29 protein-coding genes are annotated in these 25,747 nt (G+C 62.9%); 17 read left to right on the forward strand and 12 right to left on the reverse strand.

Annotated elements, in window-relative coordinates; all coding sequences use genetic code 11:
• Nucleotides 1–20: 20 nt before the first annotated feature.
• Both B0E42_RS26765 and B0E42_RS26770 read left to right on the forward strand, forming a co-directional pair.
• Nucleotides 21–1,025: an aspartate carbamoyltransferase catalytic subunit gene (locus B0E42_RS26765; protein WP_003177495.1), complete on the forward strand. Its 1,005-nt coding sequence runs from the start codon at nt 21–23 to the stop codon at nt 1,023–1,025.
• Nucleotides 1,022–2,293: a dihydroorotase gene (locus B0E42_RS26770; protein ID WP_053190019.1), complete on the forward strand. Its 1,272-nt coding sequence runs from the start codon at nt 1,022–1,024 to the stop codon at nt 2,291–2,293. The genes B0E42_RS26765 and B0E42_RS26770 overlap by 4 nt, the downstream gene beginning before the upstream one ends.
• A gap of 137 nt (nt 2,294–2,430) precedes the next feature.
• On the opposite strand, the gene B0E42_RS26775 is transcribed toward B0E42_RS26770, so the two are convergent.
• Complete coding sequence (locus B0E42_RS26775; RefSeq protein ID WP_018609512.1) at nt 2,431–2,856, reverse strand: TM2 domain-containing protein; 426 nt, start codon at nt 2,854–2,856, stop codon at nt 2,431–2,433.
• Nucleotides 2,857–3,105: 249 nt separating this feature from the next.
• Between B0E42_RS26775 and B0E42_RS26780 the strand changes: the two genes are divergently transcribed.
• Nucleotides 3,106–3,717: a C40 family peptidase gene (locus B0E42_RS26780; RefSeq protein WP_024618828.1), complete on the forward strand. Its 612-nt coding sequence runs from the start codon at nt 3,106–3,108 to the stop codon at nt 3,715–3,717.
• A 171-nt stretch (nt 3,718–3,888) separates the two neighbouring features.
• On the opposite strand, the gene B0E42_RS26785 is transcribed toward B0E42_RS26780, so the two are convergent.
• Nucleotides 3,889–4,923 carry a type IV pilus twitching motility protein PilT gene (locus tag B0E42_RS26785; protein ID WP_014340671.1) on the reverse strand — a complete coding sequence of 345 codons (1,035 nt, stop codon included), beginning with the start codon at nt 4,921–4,923 and terminating at the stop codon, nt 3,889–3,891.
• Nucleotides 4,924–4,976: 53 nt separating this feature from the next.
• On the opposite strand from B0E42_RS26785, the gene B0E42_RS26790 reads away from it, so the two are divergent.
• The 9 genes from B0E42_RS26790 to B0E42_RS26830 all read left to right on the forward strand — a co-directional run bounded on the left by B0E42_RS26790 (nt 4,977) and on the right by B0E42_RS26830 (nt 11,695).
• Nucleotides 4,977–5,663, forward strand: a complete 687-nt coding sequence (locus tag B0E42_RS26790; RefSeq protein ID WP_077508447.1) for a YggS family pyridoxal phosphate-dependent enzyme — start codon at nt 4,977–4,979, stop codon at nt 5,661–5,663.
• A gap of 35 nt (nt 5,664–5,698) precedes the next feature.
• Complete coding sequence (gene proC, locus B0E42_RS26795; protein WP_018609506.1) at nt 5,699–6,517, forward strand: pyrroline-5-carboxylate reductase; 819 nt, start codon at nt 5,699–5,701, stop codon at nt 6,515–6,517.
• 10 nt (nt 6,518–6,527) lie between these two features.
• Nucleotides 6,528–7,118, forward strand: coding sequence for a YggT family protein (locus B0E42_RS26800; RefSeq protein WP_014340674.1), 591 nt, complete (start codon nt 6,528–6,530; stop codon nt 7,116–7,118).
• Nucleotides 7,119–7,335: 217 nt separating this feature from the next.
• A complete protein-coding gene (locus tag B0E42_RS26805) occupies nt 7,336–8,475 on the forward strand; it encodes a homoserine O-acetyltransferase (protein ID WP_018609504.1) in 1,140 nt (379 codons plus the stop codon).
• 7 nt (nt 8,476–8,482) lie between these two features.
• A complete protein-coding gene (gene metW / locus B0E42_RS26810; RefSeq protein WP_014340677.1) occupies nt 8,483–9,103 on the forward strand; it encodes a methionine biosynthesis protein MetW in 621 nt (206 codons plus the stop codon).
• A 26-nt stretch (nt 9,104–9,129) separates the two neighbouring features.
• Nucleotides 9,130–9,564, forward strand: coding sequence for a DUF4426 domain-containing protein (locus tag B0E42_RS26815; RefSeq protein WP_014340678.1), 435 nt, complete (start codon nt 9,130–9,132; stop codon nt 9,562–9,564).
• Complete coding sequence (gene rdgB, locus B0E42_RS26820; RefSeq protein ID WP_018609500.1) at nt 9,561–10,157, forward strand: RdgB/HAM1 family non-canonical purine NTP pyrophosphatase; 597 nt, start codon at nt 9,561–9,563, stop codon at nt 10,155–10,157. The genes B0E42_RS26815 and rdgB overlap by 4 nt, the downstream gene beginning before the upstream one ends.
• On the forward strand, nt 10,154–11,353 hold the full coding sequence (hemW, locus tag B0E42_RS26825; protein WP_077508449.1) for a radical SAM family heme chaperone HemW: 1,200 nt from the start codon (nt 10,154–10,156) through the stop codon (nt 11,351–11,353). Before rdgB ends, hemW begins: the two co-directional genes overlap by 4 nt.
• 18 nt (nt 11,354–11,371) lie before the next feature.
• Nucleotides 11,372–11,695 (forward strand): DUF3392 domain-containing protein, encoded by a 324-nt coding sequence (locus B0E42_RS26830; RefSeq protein ID WP_014340681.1) that lies wholly within the window; start codon nt 11,372–11,374, stop codon nt 11,693–11,695.
• Nucleotides 11,696–11,882: 187 nt separating this feature from the next.
• Here B0E42_RS26830 and trmB read toward each other — a convergent pair whose 3' ends face one another.
• The 4 genes from trmB to B0E42_RS26850 all read right to left on the reverse strand — a co-directional run bounded on the left by trmB (nt 11,883) and on the right by B0E42_RS26850 (nt 14,129).
• Nucleotides 11,883–12,608, reverse strand: a complete 726-nt coding sequence (gene trmB, locus B0E42_RS26835) for a tRNA (guanosine(46)-N7)-methyltransferase TrmB (protein WP_018609495.1) — start codon at nt 12,606–12,608, stop codon at nt 11,883–11,885.
• Nucleotides 12,609–12,617: 9 nt separating this feature from the next.
• The gene (locus B0E42_RS26840; protein ID WP_003177480.1) at nt 12,618–13,412 is read right to left on the reverse strand and encodes a thiazole synthase; all 795 of its coding nucleotides are present in this window, start codon (nt 13,410–13,412) and stop codon (nt 12,618–12,620) included.
• A 54-nt stretch (nt 13,413–13,466) separates the two neighbouring features.
• Nucleotides 13,467–13,667: a sulfur carrier protein ThiS gene (gene thiS / locus B0E42_RS26845; protein ID WP_162493984.1), complete on the reverse strand. Its 201-nt coding sequence runs from the start codon at nt 13,665–13,667 to the stop codon at nt 13,467–13,469.
• Nucleotides 13,668–13,757: 90 nt separating this feature from the next.
• Nucleotides 13,758–14,129 carry a DUF423 domain-containing protein gene (locus B0E42_RS26850; RefSeq protein ID WP_077508451.1) on the reverse strand — a complete coding sequence of 124 codons (372 nt, stop codon included), beginning with the start codon at nt 14,127–14,129 and terminating at the stop codon, nt 13,758–13,760.
• Between the two features lie 73 nt (nt 14,130–14,202).
• Between B0E42_RS26850 and mtgA the strand changes: the two genes are divergently transcribed.
• Entirely contained in the window at nt 14,203–14,925 is a 723-nt protein-coding gene (gene mtgA / locus B0E42_RS26855; protein ID WP_018609489.1) for a monofunctional biosynthetic peptidoglycan transglycosylase, read from the forward strand.
• Nucleotides 14,926–15,137: 212 nt separating this feature from the next.
• On the opposite strand, the gene rpoH is transcribed toward mtgA, so the two are convergent.
• The 4 genes from rpoH to ftsY all read right to left on the reverse strand — a co-directional run bounded on the left by rpoH (nt 15,138) and on the right by ftsY (nt 19,224).
• Complete coding sequence (gene rpoH / locus B0E42_RS26865; protein WP_003177476.1) at nt 15,138–15,992, reverse strand: RNA polymerase sigma factor RpoH; 855 nt, start codon at nt 15,990–15,992, stop codon at nt 15,138–15,140.
• Between the two features lie 114 nt (nt 15,993–16,106).
• Nucleotides 16,107–17,129, reverse strand: coding sequence for a permease-like cell division protein FtsX (gene ftsX, locus B0E42_RS26870; RefSeq protein ID WP_018609487.1), 1,023 nt, complete (start codon nt 17,127–17,129; stop codon nt 16,107–16,109).
• A complete protein-coding gene (gene ftsE, locus B0E42_RS26875) occupies nt 17,126–17,797 on the reverse strand; it encodes a cell division ATP-binding protein FtsE (protein WP_003177474.1) in 672 nt (223 codons plus the stop codon). The genes ftsX and ftsE overlap by 4 nt, the downstream gene beginning before the upstream one ends.
• Nucleotides 17,794–19,224, reverse strand: coding sequence for a signal recognition particle-docking protein FtsY (gene ftsY, locus B0E42_RS26880; RefSeq protein WP_018609484.1), 1,431 nt, complete (start codon nt 19,222–19,224; stop codon nt 17,794–17,796). The genes ftsE and ftsY overlap by 4 nt, the downstream gene beginning before the upstream one ends.
• A gap of 344 nt (nt 19,225–19,568) precedes the next feature.
• On the opposite strand from ftsY, the gene B0E42_RS26885 reads away from it, so the two are divergent.
• Genes B0E42_RS26885 through B0E42_RS26900 form a run of 4 tightly spaced genes read left to right on the forward strand, consistent with a single transcriptional unit; the run spans nt 19,569 to nt 24,048 of the window.
• A complete protein-coding gene (locus B0E42_RS26885) occupies nt 19,569–20,924 on the forward strand; it encodes a pitrilysin family protein (RefSeq protein ID WP_024618821.1) in 1,356 nt (451 codons plus the stop codon).
• The gene (locus tag B0E42_RS26890) at nt 20,917–22,407 is read left to right on the forward strand and encodes a pitrilysin family protein (protein WP_018609478.1); all 1,491 of its coding nucleotides are present in this window, start codon (nt 20,917–20,919) and stop codon (nt 22,405–22,407) included. Before B0E42_RS26885 ends, B0E42_RS26890 begins: the two co-directional genes overlap by 8 nt.
• Complete coding sequence (rsmD, locus tag B0E42_RS26895) at nt 22,407–23,018, forward strand: 16S rRNA (guanine(966)-N(2))-methyltransferase RsmD (protein WP_014340689.1); 612 nt, start codon at nt 22,407–22,409, stop codon at nt 23,016–23,018. The genes B0E42_RS26890 and rsmD overlap by 1 nt, the downstream gene beginning before the upstream one ends.
• A 31-nt stretch (nt 23,019–23,049) precedes the next feature.
• The gene (locus tag B0E42_RS26900; protein WP_024618819.1) at nt 23,050–24,048 is read left to right on the forward strand and encodes a hydrolase; all 999 of its coding nucleotides are present in this window, start codon (nt 23,050–23,052) and stop codon (nt 24,046–24,048) included.
• 137 nt (nt 24,049–24,185) lie between these two features.
• Here B0E42_RS26900 and B0E42_RS26905 read toward each other — a convergent pair whose 3' ends face one another.
• Together B0E42_RS26905 and B0E42_RS26910 are read right to left on the reverse strand one after the other, a co-directional pair.
• Nucleotides 24,186–25,040, reverse strand: a complete 855-nt coding sequence (locus tag B0E42_RS26905) for a sulfurtransferase (protein ID WP_077508455.1) — start codon at nt 25,038–25,040, stop codon at nt 24,186–24,188.
• A gap of 33 nt (nt 25,041–25,073) precedes the next feature.
• The gene (locus tag B0E42_RS26910; RefSeq protein ID WP_003206524.1) at nt 25,074–25,745 is read right to left on the reverse strand and encodes a TetR/AcrR family transcriptional regulator; all 672 of its coding nucleotides are present in this window, start codon (nt 25,743–25,745) and stop codon (nt 25,074–25,076) included.
• Nucleotides 25,746–25,747 lie beyond the last annotated feature (2 nt).

Here is a 25,747-nt window from a genome sequence, read left to right on the forward strand (position 1 = left end):
CCTTGTAAGAGTCCATCGCGATGACGCCTCTCGAAACCAAGCGCCCGCTGCAGCTCAACGATCAGGGCCAGCTGCGGCACTTCCTGTCCCTCGACGGCCTGCGCCGCGAGCTGCTGACGGAAATCCTCGACACTGCCGACTCGTTCCTCGAAGTCGGTGCCCGGGCGGTGAAGAAAGTCCCGTTGCTGCGCGGCAAGACCGTGTGCAACGTGTTCTTCGAAAACTCCACCCGCACCCGCACCACCTTCGAACTGGCGGCCCAGCGGCTGTCGGCGGACGTGATCACCCTCAACGTGTCCACGTCCTCGGCGAGCAAGGGTGAAACCCTGCTCGACACCCTGCGCAACCTCGAAGCCATGGCCGCCGACATGTTCGTCGTGCGCCACGGCGACTCCGGCGCGGCGCACTTCATTGCCGAACACGTCTGCCCGCAAGTGGCGATCATCAACGGCGGTGACGGCCGTCACGCCCACCCGACCCAGGGCATGCTGGACATGCTGACCATCCGTCGGCACAAGGGCAGCTTCGAAAACCTGTCGGTGGCCATCGTCGGCGACATCCTGCACTCGCGGGTGGCCCGCTCCAACATGCTGGCCCTCAAGACCCTCGGCTGCCCGGACATTCGCGTGATCGCACCGAAAACCCTGCTGCCCATCGGCGTCGAGCAATACGGCGTGAAGGTCTACACCGACATGACCGAAGGCCTCAAGGATGTGGACGTGGTGATCATGCTGCGCCTGCAACGCGAGCGCATGACCGGCGGCCTGCTGCCCAGCGAAGGCGAGTTCTACCGCCTGTTCGGCCTGACCACCGCACGCCTGGCCGGGGCCAAGCCGGACGCCATCGTCATGCACCCGGGGCCGATCAACCGCGGCGTGGAGATCGAGTCGGCGGTGGCCGACGGGCCGCACTCGGTGATTCTCAACCAGGTGACCTACGGCATCGCTATCCGCATGGCCGTGCTGTCCATGGCCATGAGCGGGCAAACGGCCCAGCGCCAATTCGACCAGGAGAACGCCCAGTGAAGCTCAGCATTCTCGGCGCACGCGTGATCGATCCAGCCAGTGGCCTGGATCAAGTGACTGATATCCATATCGATGCCTGCAAGATCGTCGCCCTTGGCGCGGCGCCAGCGGGTTTCGTCGCGGTCGAGACCCTCGACGCCCAAGGCCTGGTGGCCGCTCCCGGCCTGGTGGACCTGAACGTCGCCCTGCGCGAACCGGGCTACAGCCGCAAAGGCAGCATCGTCAGCGAAACCCGGGCCGCCGCTGCCGGTGGCGTGACCAGCCTGTGCTGCCCACCGCAGACCAAACCGGTGCTGGACACCTCGGCCGTGGCCGAACTGATCCTCGACCGCGCCCGCGAGGCCGGCAATACCAAGGTCTTCCCGATTGGCGCACTGAGCAAGGGCCTGGACGGCGAGCAACTGGCCGAGCTCATCGCCCTGCGTGACGCCGGTTGCGTGGCGTTCGGCAACGGCCTGAACAGTTTCCGCAACACCCGCACCCTGTGCCGTGCCCTGGAATACGCGGCGACCTTCGGCCTGACGGTGATCTTCAACTCCCAGGACCACGACCTGGCCGAAGGCGGCCTGGCCCACGAAGGCCCGACCGCCAGTTTCCTCGGCCTGCCGGGCATCCCGGAAACCGCCGAGACCGTGGCCCTGGCCCGGGACCTGCTGTTGGTGGAGCAAAGCGGCGTGCGCGCCCACTTCAGCCAGTTGACCAGTGCTCGCGGTGCGGCACTGATCGCCCAGGCCCAGGCCCGCGGCTTACCGGTGACCGCCGATGTGGCGCTGTACCAGTTGATCCTGACCGACGAAGCGCTGATCGATTTCAACAGCGTCTACCACGTCCAGCCACCACTGCGCACCCGCGCCGACCGCGATGGCCTGCGCGCGGCGCTGAAGTCCGGGGTGATCTCGGCCATTTCCAGCCATCACCAACCCCATGAGCGCGATGCCAAGCTGGCGCCGTTCGGCGCCACCGAGCCGGGCATCAGCAGCGTCGAACTGCTGCTGCCGCTGGCCCTGACGCTGGTGGAAGACGGCTTGCTGGACCTGCCGACCTTGCTGGCACGCCTGAGCGCCGGCCCGGCCCAGGCGCTGCAACTGCCGGCGGGGAAACTCGCGGTTGGCGCCGCGGCGGACCTAGTGTTGTTCGACCCTGCCGCCTCCACCGTGGCCGGTGAAGCCTGGCGCTCCAAGGGTGACAACTGCCCGTTCCTCGGCCATAGCCTGCCGGGTGTGGTGCGTTACACCCTGATGGATGGGCGGATTACTCACCAGGCCTGAAAAACTGCGTCGCCTGCTTCGCGAGCAGGCTCGCTCCCACATTGGATTTGAGGTGTTCACAAAATAATGTGTTCACTGAAGATCCCTGTGGGAGCGGGCTTGCTCGCGAATGCAGGCGACTCGATCTGCCGGTCTTACTAAAAAGCCCCACGCTTCTGCGCATTACGAATCGACACCTGATCATTCAGCGTCCAGAAGTCATACAGCACCCCCAGGAAAAACACCCCGCCAGTCAGCAGGTAAAGGATCCCGCTGAGCCATTTGCCCTGGTACATGCGGTGTACGCCCAGCACCCCGAGAAACGTCAGCAGAATCCACGCCACGCTGTATTCGATAGGCCCCGGAGTGAAACGCAGGTCCGCTTCACGATCCATGGCCGGAATCAGGAACAAGTCGATCAGCCAACCAATGCCCAGCAGGCCGAAGGTGAAGAACCAGATCGTGCCCGTGACCGGCTTGCCGTAATAGAAACGATGGGCCCCGGTGAACCCGAAAATCCACAGCAGATACCCAATGACCTTGCTGTGAGTATCGCGGATTGCATCCTGCTGATAGCTGTTCATGAATGGCCTCTTTTGCCTCGATAGATAAATTTTTTCTGACTTTGTGTGACTTTTTCGTGTCTGCCCGACAAGCGGTCCTGGGCGCCACGAACCGACGAAAGCCCCGTAGCATAGGGGTTCTGTCGGACAATCAGGTCAAGTTGTCGCATTTTGCTGGGTTTCGCGCTGCGTTTCGAATCGACAAACGGCCTCGGAAACGCAAAAAAAGCTGTTATAAAGTTGCGCGCCAACCTTTAAGAGCCTTGCCTAATGCGTCCATTTTTCAAGACATGGCTAACCATCTGCCTATTATTGCCACTGGCTGCCCACGCCACCAATCGTGAGCAACGTCTTCCCAACGTCAACGGCTATACCCCGAAATCCCATGTTTCTGCTTCCTTGAGCAAGAACAAGCCAAGCGTCCAGCGCGTGAGCACAGCCAACAGCAAGCTGGTCCCGCCGATGGCGACCAAAGCGAGCAGCAACGTGTTGAGTCGCGCCGTGAATGTACTTGGCACACCTTATCGTTGGGGCGGCAGTAGCCCAAGTAAAGGGTTCGATTGCAGCGGGTTGGTGAAATACGCCTTCAACGACGCCACCTTCGATCTGCCGCGCACCTCCAACGCCATGGCCGCCGGTCATGGCGAGAAAGTCGAGCGCAAGGACCTCAAGCCCGGTGACCTGATCTTCTTCAAGCTCAAGAGCCGCCGGGTCAACCACGTGGCCATCTACCTGGGCAACGACCGCTTCATCCACGCCCCGCGCCGTGGCAAGTCGGTGAGCATCGACACCCTGAACAAACCGTACTGGAACAGTCACTACGTGGTCGCCAAGCGCGTGCTGCCGAAAGAGCCGGGCGCGATGCGCGTGGTTCAGCGCTGATCACCGGCCTCTGTGGCGAGGGGATTTATCCCCGCTGGGGCGCGAAGCGCCCCCCCCCAACAATGCAGAGGCCCACACCTCTATTTCGAGCTAGCCATTTTGGGGCTGCTTCGCAGCCCAGCGGGGATAAATCCCCTCGCCACAAGGCTTGCACCAACCTCCCCGCCCCCTCTAGAAGTTATCCGGCGTACGCGCCCGCTCCCGCGCATGTTCGCGGCTGATCAGCCCCTTGCTCACCAAGTCCTTCAGGCACATGTCCAGCGTCTGCATCCCCAGCGAACCGCCGGTCTGGATCGCCGAGTACATCTGCGCCACCTTGTCTTCGCGGATCAGGTTCCGAATAGCCGAGGTGCCCAGCATGATTTCATGCGCCGCGATCCGGCCGCCGCCGATTTTCTTGACCAGGGTCTGGGAAATGACCGCCTGCAACGATTCCGACAACATCGAGCGAACCATGGACTTCTCGTCACCGGGGAACACGTCCACCACCCGGTCAATGGTCTTGGCCGCCGACGTGGTGTGCAGGGTGCCGAACACCAGGTGCCCGGTTTCCGCGGCGGTCAGCGCCAGGCGGATGGTTTCCAGGTCGCGCATCTCGCCCACCAGGATCACGTCCGGGTCTTCCCGCAGGGCCGAACGCAGGGCCGTGGAGAAACCCTGGGTGTCGCGGTGCACCTCACGCTGGTTGATCAGGCATTTGCGCGGTTCGTGAACGAATTCGATAGGGTCTTCGATGGTGAGGATGTGATGGTGCTTGTGGCTGTTCAAGTAATCGATCATGGCCGCCAGGGTGGTGGACTTGCCTGAACCGGTCGGCCCGGTCACCAACACCAGCCCGCGCGGCGATTCGGTCACTTTGCGAAACACCTCGCCCATCCCCAGGTCTTCCATGGTCAGGACTTTCGACGGAATGGTCCGAAACACCGCCCCCGCACCGCGATTCTGGTTGAAGGCGTTGACCCGGAACCGTGCGACGCCCGGCACATCGAAGGAAAAATCGGTCTCCAGAAACTTTTCGTAATCTACTCGTTGCCGGTCGTTCATGATGTCGTAGATCAGTTCATGAACCTGCTTGTGGTCCAGCGCTGGCAGGTTGATGCGCCTGACATCGCCATCGACACGGATCATCGGTGGCAGCCCGGCGGACAGGTGCAGGTCCGACGCGCCCTGCTTGGCGCTGAACGCCAGTAACTCAGTGATATCCATAGCGCTCCTCAATTCCAGTAGAATGCCGCGAACCTCACCGCTGGCGCTTCTTTATGTCCACGATAGCAGACAACATCGCTCAGGTTAGTTCGCGCATCCGTGCTGCGGAGCAGGCCGCCCAGCGTGCCGAACACAGTGTCAAACTGCTGGCCGTGAGCAAGACCAAACCCGTCCAGGCCTTGCGCGAAGCCTATGCCGCCGGCCTGCGGGACTTCGGCGAGAACTACCTGCAAGAAGCCTTGGGCAAACAGCTCGAACTGACCGACCTGCCCTTGATCTGGCACTTCATCGGCCCCATTCAATCGAACAAGACGCGCGCTATCGCCGAACACTTCGACTGGGTGCATTCCGTGGATCGCTTGAAAATTGCACAGCGTCTGTCCGAGCAGCGTCCGGCCGACTTGCCACCGCTGAACATCTGCATCCAGGTCAACGTCAGCGGTGAAGCCAGCAAATCCGGCTGCACCCCGGCGGACCTGCCCGCCCTGGCCAGCGCCATCAGCGCCCTGCCCCGCCTGAAACTGCGCGGGTTGATGGCGATTCCCGAACCCACCGAAGACCGCGCCGCCCAGGATGCTGCCTTTGCCGCTGTCCAACGCTTGCAAGCCAGCCTCGCACTACCGTTGGACACCCTTTCCATGGGCATGAGCCACGACCTTGAGTCAGCCATCGCCCAAGGCGCCACTTGGGTACGCATCGGTACGGCCCTGTTTGGCGCCCGCGACTACGGTCAATCCTGAAACATGGCCGACTCATCTTTTTATAAGGACCTGTCATGAGCAACACGCGTATTGCCTTCATCGGCGCCGGCAACATGGCCGCCAGCCTGATCGGCGGCCTGCGGGCCAAGGGTCTGGACGCTTCTTTGATCCGCGCCAGCGATCCGGGTGAAGAGACCCGCACCCGGGTGAGCAGCGAACACGGCATCGAAACCTTCGCCGACAACGCCCAGGCCATCGACGGCGCGGACGTCATCGTGCTGGCGGTCAAGCCGCAGGCGATGAAAACCGTCTGCGAAGCCCTGCGCCCAAGCCTCAAGCCTCATCAACTGGTGGTGTCGATTGCCGCCGGCATCACGTGCGCCAGCATGAACAACTGGCTCGGCGAGCAGCCGATCGTACGCTGCATGCCCAATACCCCGGCACTGCTGCGCCAGGGCGTCAGCGGCCTGTTCGCCATTTCCCAAGTGTCCGCCGCACAACGCCAGCAGGCCGAGGAACTGCTGTCGGCTGTCGGCCTGGCACTGTGGCTGGACACCGAACAGCAACTGGACGCCGTTACCGCCGTCTCCGGCTCGGGCCCGGCGTACTTCTTCCTGCTGATCGAAGCCATGACCGCCGCCGGCGAGAAACTCGGCCTGCCCCGGGAAACCGCCGCCAGGCTGACCTTGCAGACCGCCCTCGGTGCCGCGCACATGGCGGTGTCCAGCGACGTCGATGCGGCCGAGCTGCGTCGTCGCGTCACCTCGCCGGCCGGCACCACTGAAGCGGCCATCAAATCGTTCCAGGCCGGGGGCTTCGAAGCCCTGGTGGAAAAAGCACTCGGCGCCGCCGCGCACCGCTCGGCCGAAATGGCCGAACAACTGGGCCAATAAGGAGTTATTCATGATTGGATTGAACACTGCAGCGGTCTACGTGCTGCAAACCCTCGGCAGCCTGTACCTGCTGATCGTGCTGCTGCGCTTCGTGCTGCAACTGGTGCGCGCCAACTTCTACAACCCACTGTGCCAGTTCATCGTCAAGGCCACCCAGCCGCTGCTCAAGCCCCTGCGCCGGATCATCCCGAGCCTGTTCGGCCTGGACATGTCATCGCTGGTCCTGGCGATCCTCGTGCAACTGGCGCTGATGGCCCTGACCCTGCTGCTGACCTACGGCACCACCGGCAACCCGCTGCAACTGCTGATCTGGTCGCTCATTGGCGTGACCGCGCTGTTCCTGAAGATTTTCTTCTTCGCCATGATCATCAGCGTGATCCTGTCGTGGGTTGCGCCGGGCAGCCATAACCCGGGCGCCGAGCTGGTGAACCAGATCTGCGAGCCGGCCCTGGCGCCGTTCCGCCGCATCCTGCCGAACCTTGGCGGCCTGGATATTTCGCCGATCCTGGCGTTCATGGTGCTCAAGCTGATCGACATGCTGGTGATCAATAACCTGGCGGCGATGACCATGATGCCGGAAATCCTGCGGTTGCTGATCTGACCCGATACCGGTCTGATCAGTCAGCACCTCTCTCTGTGGGAGCAAAGCTTGCTCGCGAAACAGGCACCTCGGTCCCCAAAAGACCGCATCGTCCCCATCGCGGGCAAGCCTTGCTCCCACAGGGTTTACGTCCACCGAAGAATCAGCGCCGCCCTTTGCTTGCCGCCTACCCCAGCGGTCTTTAGACTTACGCCTCATTTCAACGCGAGCAGGGTCGATGCCAGCTGCCTTTCCCCCCGATTCCGTTGGTCTGGTGACGCCGCAAACGGCGCATTTCAGCGAGCCCCTGGCCCTGGCCTGCGGCCGTTCGTTGCCAGCCTATGACCTGATCTACGAAACCTACGGCACCCTCAATGCCACGGCGAGCAATGCCGTGCTGATTTGCCACGCCTTGTCGGGGCATCACCACGCCGCCGGCTACCACAGCGTCGACGACCGCAAGCCCGGTTGGTGGGATAGCTGCATCGGCCCGGGCAAGCCCATCGACACCAGCAAGTTCTTCGTGGTCAGCCTGAACAACCTGGGCGGCTGCAACGGCTCCACTGGCCCCAGCAGCCTCAACCCGGACACCGGCAAACCTTTCGGCGCCGATTTCCCGGTGCTGACCGTGGAAGACTGGGTTCACAGCCAGGCACGCCTGGCCGATCGCCTCGGGGTCGGCCAGTGGGCCGCCGTGATCGGTGGCAGCCTGGGGGGCATGCAGGCCCTGCAATGGACCATCACCTACCCGGACCGCGTGCGCCACTGCCTGGCAATCGCCTCGGCGCCCAAGCTGTCGGCGCAGAACATCGCCTTCAACGAAGTGGCACGCCAGGCGATCCTCACCGACCCGGAATTCCACGGCGGCTCGTTCCAGGAGCACGGCGTGATCCCCAAGCGCGGGCTGATGCTGGCGCGGATGGTCGGGCACATCACCTACCTGTCCGACGACTCCATGGGCGAGAAATTCGGCCGTGGCCTCAAGAGCGAAAAGCTCAACTACGACTTCCACAGCGTCGAGTTCCAGGTCGAGAGCTACCTGCGTTATCAGGGTGAAGAGTTCTCCGGGCGCTTTGACGCCAACACGTACCTGTTGATGACCAAGGCACTGGACTACTTCGATCCGGCAGCGAACTTCGACGATAACCTGGCGAAAACCTTCGCCAACGCCACCGCCAAGTTCTGCGTGATGTCGTTCACCACCGACTGGCGCTTCTCCCCGGCGCGCTCGCGGGAGCTGGTGGACGCGCTGATGGCCGCGCGCAAGGACGTCTGCTACCTGGAAATCGACGCGCCCCAGGGCCACGACGCCTTTTTGATCCCGATCCCGCGTTACCTGCAGGCGTTCGGCAACTACATGAACCGTATAACGCTGTGAGGACGCCATGAGAGCCGATCTGGACATCATCCAGGAATGGATCCCCGCCGGCAGCCGCGTGCTCGACCTGGGCTGCGGCAACGGCGAACTGCTGACCTGGCTGCGAGACAACAAGCAAGTCAGCGGCTACGGCCTGGAAAACGACCCGGACAACATCGCCGAGTGCGTCGCCAAGGGCATCAACGTCATCGAGCAGGACTTGGACAAGGGCCTGGGCAACTTCGCCAGCAACAGCTTCGACGTCGTGGTCATGACCCAGGCCCTGCAAGCGGTGCACTACCCGGACAAGATCCTCGACGAAATGCTGCGGGTCGGTCGCCAGTGCATCATCACCTTCCCCAACTTCGGCCACTGGCGTTGCCGCTGGTACCTGGCGAGCAAGGGCCGCATGCCGGTCTCGGATTTCCTGCCCTACACCTGGTACAACACGCCGAACATCCACTTCTGCACCTTCGAGGATTTCGAAGCGCTGTGCCGCGAACGCGAAGCCAAGGTCATCGATCGCCTGGCCGTCGACCAGCAACACCGCCACGGGTGGGCCAGCAAGCTATGGCCTAATCTGTTAGGTGAGATAGGCATCTATCGGGTCAGCAGCCCAGGCCTTACCGATCATCAGGTCGCGGTGTGAGCCCCCGACCTCACCAGGAGCACGACATGAACCGTCTAGCGTTGTTTCTCATCACCGCTTGCCTGAGCGTTGGCGCCATGGCCGCCGACGCGATCAAGGGCGAGCGCAAGGAAGTGTTCGGTGATATCACCGTGCACTACAACACCTTCAACTCCACCTTCCTGACACCGGACATCGCCAAGGGCGCCGAGCTGATTCGCAGCAAGCAACAAGGTGTGATCAACGTCTCGGTGCTCAAGGATGGCAAGCCCTTGATGGCCCAGGTCAGCGGCACGGTGAAAGACCTCACCAGCCAGAGCGTCCCGCTGCAATTCAAGCAGGTGACCGAGCAAGGCGCGATCTACTACATCGCCCAGTATCCGGTGCCCCAGCAGGAAACCCGCACCTTCGAGATCAAGGTGCAGACCGGCGACAAGATCAACACCATCAACTTCAACCAGGAACTGTTCCCGGGCCAATGATCAATTTCACCCAACTCGTACTGGCCAGCCACAACGCCGGCAAACTCAAGGAACTGCAAGCCATGCTCGGCGGGTCGGTGCAGTTGCACTCGATTGGCGAGTTCAGCCAGGTGGAGCCGGAAGAGACCGGCCTGTCGTTTGTCGAGAACGCCATCCTCAAGGCCCGCAATGCCGCGCGCATCTCAGGCCTGCCGGCGCTGGCCGACGATTCCGGGCTGGCCGTGGACTTCCTCGGCGGTGCGCCGGGCATTTACTCGGCCCGTTACGCTGACGGCAAAGGTGACGCGGCGAACAACGCCAAGCTGCTCGACGCCCTCAAGGACGTGCCCGAAGCCGAGCGCGGCGCGCAGTTCGTGTGTGTGCTGGCCCTGGTCCGCCATGCCGATGATCCGCTGCCGATCCTCTGCGAAGGCCTGTGGCACGGGCGCATTCTCACCGAAGCCAGCGGCGAGCACGGTTTTGGCTATGACCCGTTGTTCTGGGTGCCGGAGCGCAATTGCTCCAGCGCCGAGCTGGGGCCGGTGGAAAAGAACCAACTGAGCCACCGCGCCCGCGCCATGGCCCTGCTGCGTCAACGCCTGGGCCTGCAATGATCGACGACGCTCCCGCACCGCTGATTCATGGCGGTGTACAAACGCCTCGGGCACCGCTGCCGGTGCTGCCGCCCCTGGCGTTGTACGTCCACATCCCGTGGTGCGTGCGCAAATGCCCGTATTGCGACTTCAACTCCCACACCGCCAGCCCACAGTTGCCGGAAGAGGAATACGTCGACGCCTTGCTGGCCGACCTCGACCAGGACTTGCACGCGGTTTATGGTCGCCCGTTGAGTTCGATCTTTTTCGGCGGCGGCACCCCGAGCCTGTTCAGCGCCCAAGCCCTGGGCCGATTGCTCAAGGGCGTGGAAGCGCGGATACCGTTCGCCCAGGACATTGAAATCACCCTGGAAGCCAACCCCGGCACCTTCGAGCAAGAAAAGTTCGTCGCTTACCGGGCCTTGGGCATCAATCGCCTGTCCATCGGTATCCAGAGTTTCCAGCAGGCCAAGCTCGAAGCCCTGGGCCGGATCCACAACGGCGACGAGGCGGTGCGCGCCGCTGGCATGGCCCGTCAGGCCGGTTTCGACAATTTCAACCTGGACCTGATGCATGGGCTGCCCGACCAGTCCCTGGAAGACGCTTTGAGCGACCTGCGCCAGGCCATCGCCTTGAAGCCGACCCATTTGTCCTGGTACCAGCTGACGCTGGAGCCGAACACGGTGTTCTGGAACCAGCCGCCGACATTGCCCGAAGACGACACGCTGTGGGACATTCAGGAAGCCGGGCAAGCCTTGCTGGCCGAACACGGCTACGCCCAATACGAGGTTTCAGCCTACGCCCAACCCGGTCGGGCGGCGCGGCATAACCTCAATTACTGGAGCTTCGGCGACTTCATCGGCATCGGTGCCGGCGCCCACGGCAAGCTCAGCCATCCGGACGGGCGCATCGTGCGCACCTGGAAGACCCGCCTGCCCAAGGACTACCTCAACCCGGCCAAAAGCTTCCAGGCTGGCGAGAAAACCCTGGCCAATGAAGAGCTGCCGTTCGAGTTCCTGATGAACGCCCTGCGCCTGACCGCAGGCGTGGAAGCGCGGCTGTACCCGGAGCGCACCGGGCTGTCCTTGCAAAGCCTGGCCGAAGGCCGGCGCGAGGCCGAACAAAGCGGGCTGTTGCAGGTCGAATCGACACGTCTGGCGGCCACCGAGCGCGGACAGCTGTTTCTCAACGACTTGCTGCAGACATTTCTGAGCTGATCAACACAAGGAAATCGAATGGATCTGGTACTCGACCTGCTGGCCACCGTGTCCCGCTGGAGCCGCAGCAACCTGTCGGAAATCTCCCTGGCATTGGTAGGCTGCCTGCTGGTGCTGTTTGGTGCCGATATCAAGGGCTGGGTCGAACAACGCCTGGGCAGCATCGCCGGCGCCTTGCGCGTCCCGCTGATCGCCCTGCTGTGCATGATCGGCAGCGGTGCGGCACTGATTTACGCCACGCCGTGGATCGTCAGGGGCTTGAGCCAGTTCAACAACTACAGCCTGGCGCCGGTGTTGTTGGTGGTGCTGGTGTTGATAGGTGTAGTCGCGGATCGACGCTGATCCGGTCACCTAAAACAACGGTGGGAGCGAGCTTCTGTGGGAGCAAAGCTTGCTCGCGATGCAGGCAACTCGGGTTCAAGTGGTACCGAGGTGTTGCTGTCGCGAGCAAGCTTTGCTCCCACAAGGTCTTGCTCCCACAGAAGCTCGCTCCCACAGGGGATCCCCTTTCAGCAGGGATTTCTGGTGTTTAAGCCAGCTTCTCGAACTTCAAATCCCAAACCCCATGCCCAAGCCGTTCGCCACGGCGCTCGAACTTGGTGATCGGCCGTTCAGCCGGGCGCGGTACGCACTTGCCGTCTTCGGCCAGGTTGCGATAGCCCGGGGCGACGTTCATCACTTCCAGCATGTATTCGGCGTAGGGTTCCCAGTCGGTGGCCATGTGCAGCACACCGCCGACCTTCAACTTGCTGCGCACCAGTTCAGCGAACGACGCCTGGACGATACGGCGCTTGTGGTGGCGGCTTTTGTGCCAAGGGTCCGGGAAGAACAGCATCAGCCGGTCGAGGCTGTTGTCGGCCACGCAGCGGTTGAGCACTTCGATGGCGTCGCAATCGTAGACCCGCAGGTTGGTCAGCCCTTGGGTCAGCACGCCGTTGAGCAGCGCACCGACGCCGGGACGGTGGACTTCCACACCAATGAAATCCTGTTCCGGCGAAGCGGCAGCCATTTCCAGCAACGAGTGGCCCATGCCGAAGCCAATTTCCAGCGAGCGCGGGGCCGAGCGGCCGAAGACCTGGTCAAAATCCACCGGGGCATCGGCAAGTGGCAGGACAAACAGCGGCGCGCCCTGCTCCAGGCCGCGCTGCTGGCCTTCAGTCATGCGCCCGGCGCGCATCACGAAACTCTTGATGCGGCGGTGCTGGCGCTCTTCGCCTTCTTCCGGCAGGACCGGCGTGTCGTTCGATTCAGTCATCAATGGCTCTTACTTGATCAGACCATCCAGCGGCGAGGAGGCGCTGGCGTAAAGTTTTTTCGGCATGCGGCCAGCCAGGTACGCCAGGCGACCGGCGACGATGGCGTGCTTCATGGCTTCGGCCATCAGGATCGGCTGCTGGGCGTGGGCGATGGCCGAGTTCATCAGCACCGCTTCGCAACCCAGTTCCATGGCGATAGTGGCGTCGGAAGCGGTACCGACACCGGCATCCACCAACACCGGGATCTTGGCTTCTTCCAGGATGATCTGCAGGTTGTACGGGTTGCAGATCCCCAGGCCGGTGCCAATCAGGCCGGCCAGCGGCATGACCGCGATGCAGCCGATTTCCGCCAATTGACGGGCGATGATCGGGTCATCGCTGGTGTAGACCATCACGTCGAAGCCTTCCTTGACCAGGGTTTCAGCGGCCTTGAGGGTTTCGATCACGTTGGGGAACAGGGTTTTCTGGTCCGCCAGCACTTCCAGCTTCACCAGGTTGTGGCCGTCGAGCAGCTCACGGGCCAGGCGGCAGGTGCGCACGGCCTCGATAGCGTCGAAGCAACCGGCGGTGTTCGGCAGGATGGTGTAGCGGTCCGGCGGCAGGATATCCAGCAGGTTCGGTTCGCCCGGGTTCTGGCCGATGTTGGTCCGGCGCACGGCGACGGTCACGATTTCGGCGCCCGAGGCCTCGATGGCCAGACGGGTTTCTTCCATGTCGCGATATTTGCCGGTACCTACCAGCAAACGCGACTGGTAGGTACGACCGGCCAGGACGAAGGGCTTGTCGCTACGAACGATGCTCATGGGAAATCCTCTGTTGGGGTGAGGTTCTTGCGAAATGCTGCGAAACCGAGGCGACTAGCCGCCGCCGATGGCGTGGACCACTTCGATGCTGTCGCCATCGTTCAACGTGGTTTCGGCGTGCTGGCTGCGCGGGACGATATCCAGATTGAGCTCCACCGCGACGCGGCGTCCGGTGAGTTCCAGACGGGTCAGCAGGGCCGCAACGGTTTCACCGTCGGGCAATTCAAGGGGGTCGCCGTTCAACTGAATGCGCATGCCGGATGCCGCCATCATTTTTAGGGGCTGGCATTCTAGCCCGATCAGTCTGGGTGACCCAAGCCATTCGTCATGAAATGGACCGCCCGGTCAGCCCAGCCGCCAGGCGGCAAGCCCCAGGCACACCCAACCGATCAGGAACGCCACGCCGCCCACCGGGGTGATGATGCCCAGCTTGCTGATGCCCGTGAGGGTCAGCAGGTACAGGCTGCCGGAGAACAACAGGATGCCAACCACAAATGAAACCCCGGCCCAGGTGACGATGCGACCGGGAATGTGCGTGGCCAGCAGCGCAACACCCAGCAACGCCAGGGTGTGCACCAGTTGGTAGGTGACGCCGGTGTGGAAAATCGCCAGGTAGTCGGCGCTCAGGCGGCCTTTCAGGCCATGGGCGGCAAACGCCCCCAGTGCCACGCCCGTGAAGCCGAAAAAAGCAGCCAGCATCAGAAAGCTACGCAGCATGAGAACTCCAGTCAGACTCGGGGGACAGGGTCTGTATAATGGCCCGCTCGACGGGTTCGGCCAAGCCATCTCTATGCTGCGTTTATTATTTCGACGATTCCTTAAAGCCCTGCTCTGGTTCGCCGTTGGCAGCGTTGTGCTCGTGCTGTTGTTTCGCGTGGTGCCGCCGCCGTTCACGGCGCTGATGATCGAGCGCAAGGTTGAATCCTGGTTCGGCGGCGAACCCATCGACCTGCAACGCACCTGGCAGCCTTGGGACCAGATCTCCGACAGCCTGAAAGTCGCAGTGATCGCTGGCGAAGATCAGAAATTTCCCGAGCACTGGGGCTTCGACATCGGCGCGATCCAGGCCGCGTTCGCCCACAATGGGCGTGGCGGTTCGATTCGCGGCGCCAGCACCCTCAGCCAGCAAGTGTCCAAGAACCTGTTCCTGTGGTCGGGCCGCAGCTGGCTGCGCAAGGGGCTGGAGGCTTGGTTCACCGCACTGATCGAAGTGCTCTGGCCCAAGCAGCGGATCCTCGAGGTGTACCTCAACAGCGTCGAGTGGGATGACGGCGTGTTCGGGGCCGAAGCCGCAGCACGGCATCATTTTCGTATCAGCGCCGACGCCTTGTCCCGGCAACAGGCCAGCCTGTTGGCGGCGGTACTGCCCAACCCGCGGAAATGGAGCGCCAGCCGGCCCAGCCCCTATGTGCTACGGCGGGCGGGCTGGATTCGCCAGCAGATGAGCCAGTTGGGGGGCGACAGTTATTTGCTGGAACTCAATAATTCGCGGCGAGCGCCTTGGGCGCAGTAGCCGGACGCTGAAGCCTCTCCCTGCATGATCGTTCCCACGCTCTGCGTGGAAATGCAGCACGGGACGCTCCGCGTCCCAAAGCGTGACGCGGAGCGTCACAGGATGCGTTTCCACGCAGAGCGTGGGAACGATCACAGCAGGGGATTGCATCGCACAAACAAAAACGCCCCGATCATCACTGATCGGGGCGTTTTTTATGGCCGCTATCGCAGTCAGGCAGCAATCGACACCTTGAGCTTGTTCATCGCGCTCTTCTCAAGCTGGCGAATCCGCTCGGCCGACACGTTGTACTTCTGCGCCAGGTCGTGCAGCGTGGCTTTTTCCTCGGCCAGCCAGCGCTGGTAGAGGATGTCGCGGCTGCGCTCGTCCAGCACTTCCAGGGCTTCGTGCAGGTTGGTGTTGGAGTTGTCGCTCCAGTCGGCGTCTTCCAGTTGACGCGCCGGGTCGTACCGGTGGTCTTCCAGGTAGTTGGCCGGCGATTGGAAAGCGCTGTCGTCGTCCGCTTCGGCGGCCGGGTCGAAGGCCATGTCATGGCCGGTCAGGCGGCTTTCCATCTCGCGCACTTCCCGCGGCTCTACGCCCAGGCTTTCGGCGACACGATGGACTTCTTCGTTGTTCAGCCAGGCCAGACGCTTCTTCTGGCTGCGCAGGTTGAAGAACAGCTTGCGCTGGGCCTTGGTGGTCGCGACTTTCACGATGCGCCAGTTGCGCAGGATGAACTCGTGGATTTCCGCCTTGATCCAGTGCACCGCAAACGACACCAGGCGCACGCCCATTTCCGGGTTGAAACGCTTGACCGCCTTCATCAGGCCGACGTTGCCTTCCTGGATCAGGTCGGCCTGGGCCAGCCCGTAGCCGGAATAGCTGCGGGCGATATGTACGACAAAACGCAGGTGGGCGAGCACCATCTGCCGAGCCGCCTCAAGATCCTGCTCATAATAGAGACTCTCGGCCAGTTCACGCTCCTGCTCGGGGGTCAGCAAGGGAATGCTGTTGACCGTGTGCACATAGGCCTCCAGGTTCGCACCCGGGACCAGAGCATAAGCAGGTTGCAAAGAAGTGGTCATACGAAAAAACCTCCGACTCACATAACTCGTGCAGTTCAGCACTGCGAAAATTGACCGGGAACCCTAGGACAAGTTCCCACAAAAATTGAAAGGTCAATACACGCAAAAAAACACTTATTTTGGCGCAAGCTCACGCAAGTGGCGTGCGACCGCAATCCATGCACCGATATAACCCAACAGCACCGCGCCAAGCAAGAGCGACAGACCGTCGGCGGCTGGCACACCGGCCAGCGAGAAATCACTGCCGTACAAACCGGCCAACCCTGTTACCGCATCGTTCAGCCAGTCCAGGCCGAACGCCAATACACCCCAGGACAGAATCCCGGCACCGAAGCCATACAGCGCGCCCATATAAAGGAAGGGCCTGCGTACATAGCTGTCCGTACCGCCGACGAGTTTAATCACTTCTATCTCGGTGCGGCGGTTTTCAATATGAAGACGAATGGTATTGCCTATCACCAAAAGTAATGCAGAAACCAGCAGCACCGTCAGGCCGAAGACAAACCGGTCGCCGAGCTTGAGGATCGCCGCAAGACGCTCGACCCAGACTAGATCAAGTTGCGCCTGTTGTACCTTCGGCAACTCGGAAAGTCTTTGTCTTAATGCTTCAAGGGTCGGCTTGTCGACTTCGTTTGGCGTCACCAGCACCACGCCCGGCAGCGGGTTCTCCGGCAGTTCCTTGAGGGCTTCGCCCAAGCCGGACTGCTGCTGGAACTCCTCAAGCGCCTGCTCGCGCCCGATGTATTCGGCATCGGCCACGCCCGGCATGGCCTTGATCTGCTCGCGCAACGCCTGGCCTTCGCCGGGGCTCGCGTCCATCTGCAGGTACAGGGAAATCTGCGCCGCGCGCTGCCAGGAACCGCCCAGGCGCTCCACATTATTCAGCAATAATGACAGCCCCATGGGCAGGCTCAAGGCAACCGCCATCACCATGCAGGTAAAGAAGCTGCCGATGGGTTGCTTGCCCAGGCGCCGCAGGCTGTCCAGCAGGCTGGCGCGATGGCTTTCGATCCAGGCGCGCAGCAGCGTGGCGAAGTCCGGGCCGTCGTCATCGTCGCGTTTTTTCTTTTGCGGCTGCGGATCGGAGGCCTTCGGGGCCACGCGTTCGGCCACTTTCGGGCTGCGAGTAGCACTCATACGCCAGCCTCCCCGTCACCAATCAGGCGTCCGCGCTGCAACGTGAGCATGCGGTGACGCATGCGCGCGATCAACGCCAGGTCGTGACTGGCAATCAGCACGCTGGTGCCCAGGCGGTTGATGTCTTCGAATACGCCCATGATCTCCGCCGCCAGGCGCGGGTCGAGGTTACCGGTGGGTTCGTCCGCCAGCAGCAAGGCCGGGCGATGGACGATGGCACGGGCGATGCCGACGCGCTGTTGCTGACCGGTGGACAGGTCGCCCGGGTACAGGTCGGTCTTGTCCGACAGGGCCACACGCTCCAGGGCCGAGTCCACGCGCTTGATGATCTCGGCCTTGGACAGGCCCAGGATCTGCAACGGCAACGCCACGTTGTTGAACACCGTGCGGTCGAACAGCAATTGGTGATTCTGGAACACCACGCCGATCTGCCGTCGCAGGTAGGGAATCTGGGCATTGCTGATGGTGCTCAGGTCCTGGCCGGCCAGCAGCAGTTTGCCGGTGGAGGGCCGCTCCATCGCCAGCAGCAGGCGCAGCAAGGTACTTTTACCGGCGCCGGAATGGCCGGTGACAAACAGAAACTCGCCCCGACGGACCCGAAAGCTCAGCTCATGCAAGCCGACGTGACCGTTCGGATAGCGTTTACCGACCTGTTCGAAACGAATCATGCATGCTCCCGTTCGGCAAACAGTGCCTGGACAAAGGGCTCGGCTTCAAAGGCGCGCAAGTCGTCGATGCCTTCACCCACGCCGATATAGCGGATGGGCAGGCCGAACTGCTTGGCCAGGGCGAAAATCACCCCGCCCTTGGCGGTGCCGTCGAGCTTGGTCAGGGCCAGCCCGGTCAGTTCGACAGTCTGGTTGAATTGCTTGGCCTGGTTGATGGCGTTTTGGCCGGTACCGGCGTCCAGCACCAGCAGCACTTCGTGGGGTGCGTCGGCGTCGAGCTTGCCGATCACCCGGCGCACCTTCTTCAATTCTTCCATCAGGTTGTCTTTGGTGTGCAGGCGACCGGCCGTGTCGGCGATCAACACATCGATGCCACGGGCCTTGGCGGCCTGCACGGCGTCGAAGATCACCGAAGCGGAGTCGGCGCCGGTGTGCTGGGCGATCACTGGGATCTTGTTACGCTCGCCCCACACTTGCAGCTGTTCGACCGCGGCGGCGCGAAAGGTGTCGCCCGCCGCCAGCATGACTTTCTTGCCTTCGAGCTGCAGCTTCTTGGCCAGCTTGCCGATGGTGGTGGTCTTGCCTGCACCGTTGACGCCGACGACCAGGATCACGAACGGCTTGTTCTGCGAGGCGATCACCAGCGGTTTTTCCACCGGCTTGAGCAGGCTGGTCAGCTCGCCTTGCAGGGATTTGTACAGTGCATCGGCGTCGGTCAGCTGCTTGCGCGCGACCTTCTGGGTCAGGCTCTGGATAATCACCGAGGTGGCCTCGACACCGACGTCGGCGGTCAGCAGGCGGGTCTCGATGTCTTCCAGCAATTCGTCGTCGATGACTTTCTTGCCCAGGAACAGGCTGGCCATGCCTTCGCCGATGCTGGCGCTGGTCTTGGACAGGCCTTGCTTGAGGCGGGCGAAGAAACCGACCTTGTTTTCCTCGGCGCTACGGACGGGCTCGACGGGGGCAATGGTTTCCAACAGGGCAGGTGCCGGTTCGGGCGCGACTTGCGCAACCACGGGCGCAACGACGACCGGCGGCTCAATGACAGCGTCGACGACTGGCGCCTCGACAACCTGCGTCGGCGCGGGAATCGGCGGGGTGATATGGGGCGCCGCTTCCTCGACCAGCGCGACCGGCTCTTCCGCCACCGGCAAGGTCAGCCAGGGGGTTTGCTCGACGGGCGGGGTCAGCGGCTGCTCGGCCACCGGCTCTACAACGGTCTCAGCCTCGACCGGCTGCAGCACCGGCTCGGCAATCGGCAGGACGATGGGCGCAGTTGCTTCGGCCACGGCCTCGGCGGCGGGCTCAGGCAGCGGTTGTGGCTGTTCGACGACGGTTTCCTGCGGCTTCTTGCGCAGCCATCCGAACAGGCCTTTTTTCTCGCCAGCCGCAGCTGGGGTCTTCTTGTCGTCGTTGGAACCAAACATGGAGGACGGCTATCTCACGGTAGCGACGCGCCACAAGGGCGCCTCGGTGATAAATATTCAATGCTGAACAGACTGCGTTTCATCCAGCTTGTTCACGCGCAACATTTTGTCGAGGCGTCCCGAGGACACCCCAAAGTCGATTTTTTCGAAGGACTGGTACGGCATCATCGGCGAAAACGCCGGGATCAACGAGCAAACCCGATGTTTCTCCGGGGAACCCAGACAACCCCGGGCCGATAAAAGGCCCGATAGGCGTGGCCGCCAGTAAAACGGATCAGTATCCTAGCACCTCCTCGCCTGCTGAGGCTAAGGCCAAGCAGGCAACCCAACAGGTTTAAACACGAATGAATGCTCTTGCCCGCCGCGCCGCAGGCCTGCTGCTCAGCACAGTTTGTCTGCCCTTTTCAGCCTTGGCTGCCGACCCACAACCCACCCACGAATTTACCCTCGACAACGGCCTGAAGGTCGTCGTGCGCGAAGACCATCGTGCGCCGGTGGTGGTCTCCCAGGTCTGGTACAAGGTTGGCTCCAGCTACGAAACGCCAGGCCAGACCGGTTTGTCCCACGCCCTTGAGCACATGATGTTCAAGGGCAGTGAAAAAGTCGGTCCCGGCGAAGCGTCGCTGATCCTGCGCGACCTCGGTGCCGAAGAGAACGCCTTCACCAGCGATGACTTCACCGCCTATTACCAGGTCCTGGCCCGCGACCGCCTGGGCGTGGCCTTCGAACTGGAAGCCGACCGCATGGCCAGCCTGCGCCTGCCACCGGAGGAGTTCAGCCGCGAGATCGAGGTGATCAAGGAAGAGCGCCGCATGCGCACCGACGACAAGCCCATGTCCAAGGCCTACGAGCGCTTCAAGGCCATGGCTTACCCGGCCAGCGGCTACCACACGCCGACCATCGGCTGGATGGCCGACCTGGACCGGATGACCGTCGAGGAGCTGCGGCACTGGTACGAATCCTGGTACACCCCGAACAACGCGACCCTGGTGGTGGTCGGCGACGTGACGCCGGACGAGGTCAAGTCCCTGGCCCAGCGCTATTTCGGCCCGATTGCCCGGCGCGCGGTGCCGGTGGCGAAAATCCCCCTGGAGCTGGCCGAACCCGGCGAGCGCCAGATCACCCTGCATGTGCAGACCCAACTGCCCAGCGTGATGCTGGCCTTCAATGTGCCGAGCATCGCCACCGCGACGGACAAGGGCTCAGTCAACGCGCTGCGGCTGATCTCGGCCCTGCTGGACGGCGGCTACAGCGGCCGGATCCCAACCCAGCTGGAACGCGGCGAAGAGCTGGTGTCCGGCGGTTCGTCGAGCTACGACGCCTTCACCCGCGGCGACACGCTGTTCACCTTGTCGGCGACACCCAACACGCAGAAAAACAAAACCCTCGCCCAGGCCGAGGCCGGCTTGTGGCGCTTGCTTGAGCAGTTGAAAACCACCGCCCCGACCGCCGACGAACTGGAACGCGTGCGCGCCCAGGTCATTGCCGGCCTGGTGTATGAGCGCGACTCGATCACCAGCCAGGCCACCGCCATTGGCCAGTTGGAGACCGTCGGTTTGTCCTGGAAGCTGATGGACACCGAACTCGCCGAACTGCAAAGCGTGACCCCGCAAGATATCCAGAAGGCAGCCCAGCTGTATTTCACCCGCTCGCGCCTGAGCGTTGCGCATGTCCTGCCCGAGGAGAAAGCTCATGAGTGAGCGCAAATCACGGCGCCCGGTGCTGATCGGCCTGGCGCTGATCGCCCTGGCCGGCTCCCTGGCGTTCTATCTGTCGCCGACCACCGACGTCACCGCCAGCCAGGCATTGGATAACGCCAAGTCCGGCAACAAGCTGCAATCGTTGACCGAACTGAATGACAAGGCGCCCAGCCGGCGCCAACTCGACGTGCAAACCTGGACAACCGCTGACGGCGCCAAGGTGCTGTTCGTCGAAGCCCGGGAATTGCCGATGTTCGACCTGCGCCTGACCTTCGCTGCCGGCAGCAGCCAGGACGGCAATGCCCCCGGCCTCGCCCTGCTGACCAACGCCATGCTCAACGAAGGCGTGGCCGGCAAGGACGTCAGCGCCATTGCCCAAGGGTTCGAAAGCCTCGGCGCGGACTTCGGCAACGGTGCCTATCGGGACATGGCCGTGGCGTCCCTGCGCAGCCTCAGCGCAGCCGACAAGCGTGAGCCGGCATTGAAGCTGTACGCCGAAGTCGTCGGCAAACCGACCTTCCCCGCCGACTCCTTCGCCCGGATCAAGAACCAGATGCTCGCCGGTTTCGAATACCAGAAACAGAACCCAGGCAAACTGGCGGGCCTGGAACTGATGAAGCGCCTGTACGGCGAGCATCCTTATGCCCATTCCAGCGACGGCACCGCCGACAGCATTCCACCAATCACCCTGGCCCAGGCCCGGGCTTTCCACGCCAAGGCCTACGCCGCCGGCAACGCCGTGATCGCGCTGGTGGGGGATTTGTCCCGCGCCGAAGCCGAAGCGGTTGCCAACCAGGTATCCGCCGCGCTGCCCAAAGGCCCGGCCCTGGCGAAAACCCCGCCACCGGTGGAGCCCAAGGCGAGCATCGGCCACATCGAATTCCCGTCCAAACAGACCAACCTGATGCTCGCGCAACTGGGCATCGATCGCGACGATCCGGACTATGCCGCCGTGTCCCTGGGCAACCAGATCCTCGGCGGTGGTGGCTTCGGCACGCGACTGATGACCGAGGTCCGGGAAAAACGCGGCCTGACCTACGGCGTGTACTCCGGCTTCACGGCGATGCAATCCCGCGGCCCCTTCATGATCAACCTGCAGACCCGTGCGGAAATGAGCGAAGGCACCTTGAAACTGGTGCAGGACGTGTTCGCCGACTACCTCAAGAACGGTCCCACCCAGAAAGAACTCGACGACGCCAAGCGTGAGTTGGCCGGCAGTTTCCCGCTGTCCACCGCCAGCAATGCCGACATCGTCGGCCAGCTCGGTGCCATGGGGTTCTATGACTTGCCGCTGAGCTACCTGGAAGATTTCATGCGCCAGTCCCAGGAACTGACGGTCGAGCAGGTCAAGGCCGCGCTGAACAAACACCTGAGCACCGACAAAATGGTCATCGTCACCGCCGGCCCGAGCGTGCCGCAAAAGCCGTTGCCGCCCCCCACTGACAAACCTGCCGAGCAGCCGCTCGGGGTTCCGGAGCACTAATGGCCCGTCCATCGAATTCCAGCAAGAAACCCGTGCACAACGGTGTGAACCAGTTGCGCATCATCGGCGGCGAATGGCGCAGCCGGCGCCTGAGCTTCCCGGATGCCCCGGGCCTGCGCCCCACTCCCGACCGCGTGCGCGAAACCCTGTTCAACTGGCTCGCACCCTATGTGGCAGGTGCCCGGGTGCTCGACCCGTTCGCCGGCAGCGGCGCGCTGTTTCTCGAGGCCCTGTCCCGTGGCGCCGCCATGGGCCAGGCGCTGGACGCCAGCAACCTGGCGGTCTCCAGCCTGAAAGAACACCTGGGCACGCTGCGCTGCACCGTCGGCCAGGTGCAGACCGCCGACGCCCTGCGCTACCTGGACAGCCAACCGGCGACGCCTTTCGACCTGGTGTTCCTCGACCCGCCTTTCAACCAGAACCTGTTGCCGACGGTCTGCGCGCTACTTGAGGACCGTCAGTGGTTGGCCGAGGATTCCTGGGTCTACACTGAAAGCGAGACCGCCCCGTCCACTCTGGGCTTGCCGGGCAATTGGCGCTTGCATCGCGAGCAGAAATCCGGACGGGTGTATTACGCGTTGTGGCAGCGTTCGGCAAAGGACATTGGCTGAACGGCTGACCAGTGCATCGAGAATAATAATGATGTCCGCCGCATCCGAACGTTTCGTCCCTGCCCCGGGCCTTGGCAACCCGCATTTGCAAACGCTATGGGGCCCGTTGTGGCGCCAGACCACCCACATCGAGCGCCAACGCGAGCGTTTGTGGCTGGAAGACGGTGATTTCCTCGACCTTGACTGGCACGGCCCCCACAGCGCCGAGGCACCACTGGTGCTGGTGCTTCACGGGCTGACCGGCTCTTCCAACTCGCCTTACGTGGCCGGCCTGCAACAGGCTCTCGGTCGCCAGGGCTGGGCCAGTGCGGCCTTGAACTGGCGTGGCTGCTCGGGTGAGCCGAACCTGTTGCCCCGCAGCTACCACTCGGGCGTCAGCGAAGACCTGGCCGCCGCCATCACCCACTTGCGCGCCCGACGGCCCTTGGCGCCGTTGTTTGCGGTGGGTTATTCGCTGGGCGGCAATGTGTTGCTCAAACACTTGGGGGAAGCCGGCCGCGACAGCCAGTTGCAAGGGGCGGTGGCGGTCTCGGTGCCGTTTCGCCTCGACCAGTGCGCCGATCGCATCGGCCAGGGATTTTCCAGGTTCTACCAGGCGCATTTCATGCGCCAGCTCGTGGCCTATGTGCGCAACAAGCAACGCCAGTTCCAGCACGACGGACGCCACGAGGGCCTGGCGACCCTGGCGGCGCTTGGCCCTTTGGAAAACATGCGCACCTTCTGGGACTTTGACGGCCGGGTGACGGCGCCGCTGCACGGGTTCTCCGATGCCGCGGATTACTACCGCCGCGCCTCCAGCCGTTATTTCATGGCGGGCATCAGCACGCCGACCCTGGTCATCCAGGCCGCCGACGATCCCTTTGTGTTTCCTCACAGCCTGCCCGAACCGCGCGAATTATCCGCTTCGACCCGGATTGAACTGCACGCCCGGGGCGGGCATGTGGGGTTTGTCGACGGAACCCTGCGGCGCCCGGGGTACTACCTGGAGCGGCGGATTCCCGATTGGCTGGCCAGCCTGGGCCACGGCTGAGCATGATGGTTCATGACCAACACACATCCCCTGTGGGAGCGGGCTTGCTCGCGAAAGCGGTGGGTCAGCGACATTGAAGTTGACTGACACACCGTCTTCGCGAGCAAGCCCGCTCCCACATTGGTTCCGGGTGTTTGTTATTCGCCCGTTGCCACGCCCCGCTGGGGATCATTGATCCACTCACTCCACGAGCCAGCGTACAGCCGCCCCAGCGGATACCCTGCCAGGCACAAGGCAAACAGGTTATGACACGCCGTCACGCCGGAGCCGCAATAGGCCACCAGGTCGGTGGGCGAGCGCTCGCCCAGTTTTTCGGCGAAGCGCTGCTTGAGCTGGTCGACCGGCAGGAAGCGCCCATCGGCGCCAAGGTTTTCAGTGAACGCCGCGCACTGTGCGCCTGGGATATGCCCGGCTATCGGGTCGATGGGCTCGACTTCCCCTTTGAATCGCGGCAACGCCCGGGCATCCAGCAGGGTCATGTCCGATTGGCCAAGGCGTTGTTGCAGCGCTTGAGCACTGAGCACCACGCTCGCATCCGGCGCCCCGCTGAAGGTCCCGCGAGTGTTCTGCGGCGGATCCAGGCTCAAGGGCAAGCCAGCGGCATGCCAGGCCTTGAGCCCACCGTCGAGGATATACACGTCCTCGCGCTTGCCCAGCCAGGCCAGCAACCACCAGGCCCGCGCGGCATAGGCGCCGGGACCGTCGTCGTACAGCACGACATCGCTGTCGTTATCGATCCCCCAGGCCTTGAGGCGCTCGATCAACGCCTCGGGCTCCGGCAGCGGATGACGCCCGGTCACGCCTTTGGTCACCAGCCCACTCAGGTCGCGTTCAAGGTCCGCGAACGATGCACCGGCGATGTGGCCCTCGGCATAACTGCGCTGGCCATAATCCGGGTCTTCCAGGGCAAAACGGCAATCGAGAATGACCAGCCCGGGTTGTGATCGCCGCTCTTCGAGGGCGTGAGGGCTGATGAGTTGCGCAATGGGCATGGTGAACTCCTGTGGCTAAGTCGGGGGTCGGTCCTACTGCCCTTCCTCCAGGGTCTGGGCCAGGGGGACGTAATACTCTTTGAACAGTGCATCCACCTCTTCGCGGGCCTGATCGGTCACGAAACCGGCCTCCAACACCAGTACCTGATACACGCCTCGCTTGATGGCCTGCTCGCTCAGGTGGCTGAAGTTTTCCCGCGTGGTGCAAAGGAACCGCACCCAGGACGTGAGAATGATCCAGGCATTGAGGGTCAGGGACTCGATCTGCACCCGGTCCATCTTCAGGATGCCGGCGGCAACGAAGCCTTCATAAATAGCGGTACCGTGGATCAGGCTGCGCTGGGAAAACCGTCGATAGCGCGCCGCAAGGTCCGGGTCGCTGTCGAGCAGATGCTCCAGGTCCCGGTGCAGGAAACGGTAGCGCCACATGGCCGCCAGCAGCTCCTGCAAATAGAAGCGTTTGTCCTCCACCGTGGCCGCACGACCCTGGGGCGGGCGCAAGAAACTGTCCACCAGGTTCTCGTACTCACTGAACAACACGGCGATGATCGCCTGCTTGTTGGGGAAGTGGTAATAGAGGTTGCCCGGGGACATGTCCATGTGGGCGGCAATGTGGTTGGTGCTGACGCTGCGCTCGCCTTGCTGGTTGAACAGCTCGAGGCTGTTTTGCACGATGCGCTCGCTGGTTTTCATTCGTGGGGCCATGG

It is taken from the genome of Pseudomonas sp. A25(2017) (genome assembly GCF_002001065.1).
Classification (GTDB): Bacteria; Pseudomonadota; Gammaproteobacteria; order Pseudomonadales; family Pseudomonadaceae; genus Aquipseudomonas; species Aquipseudomonas kilonensis.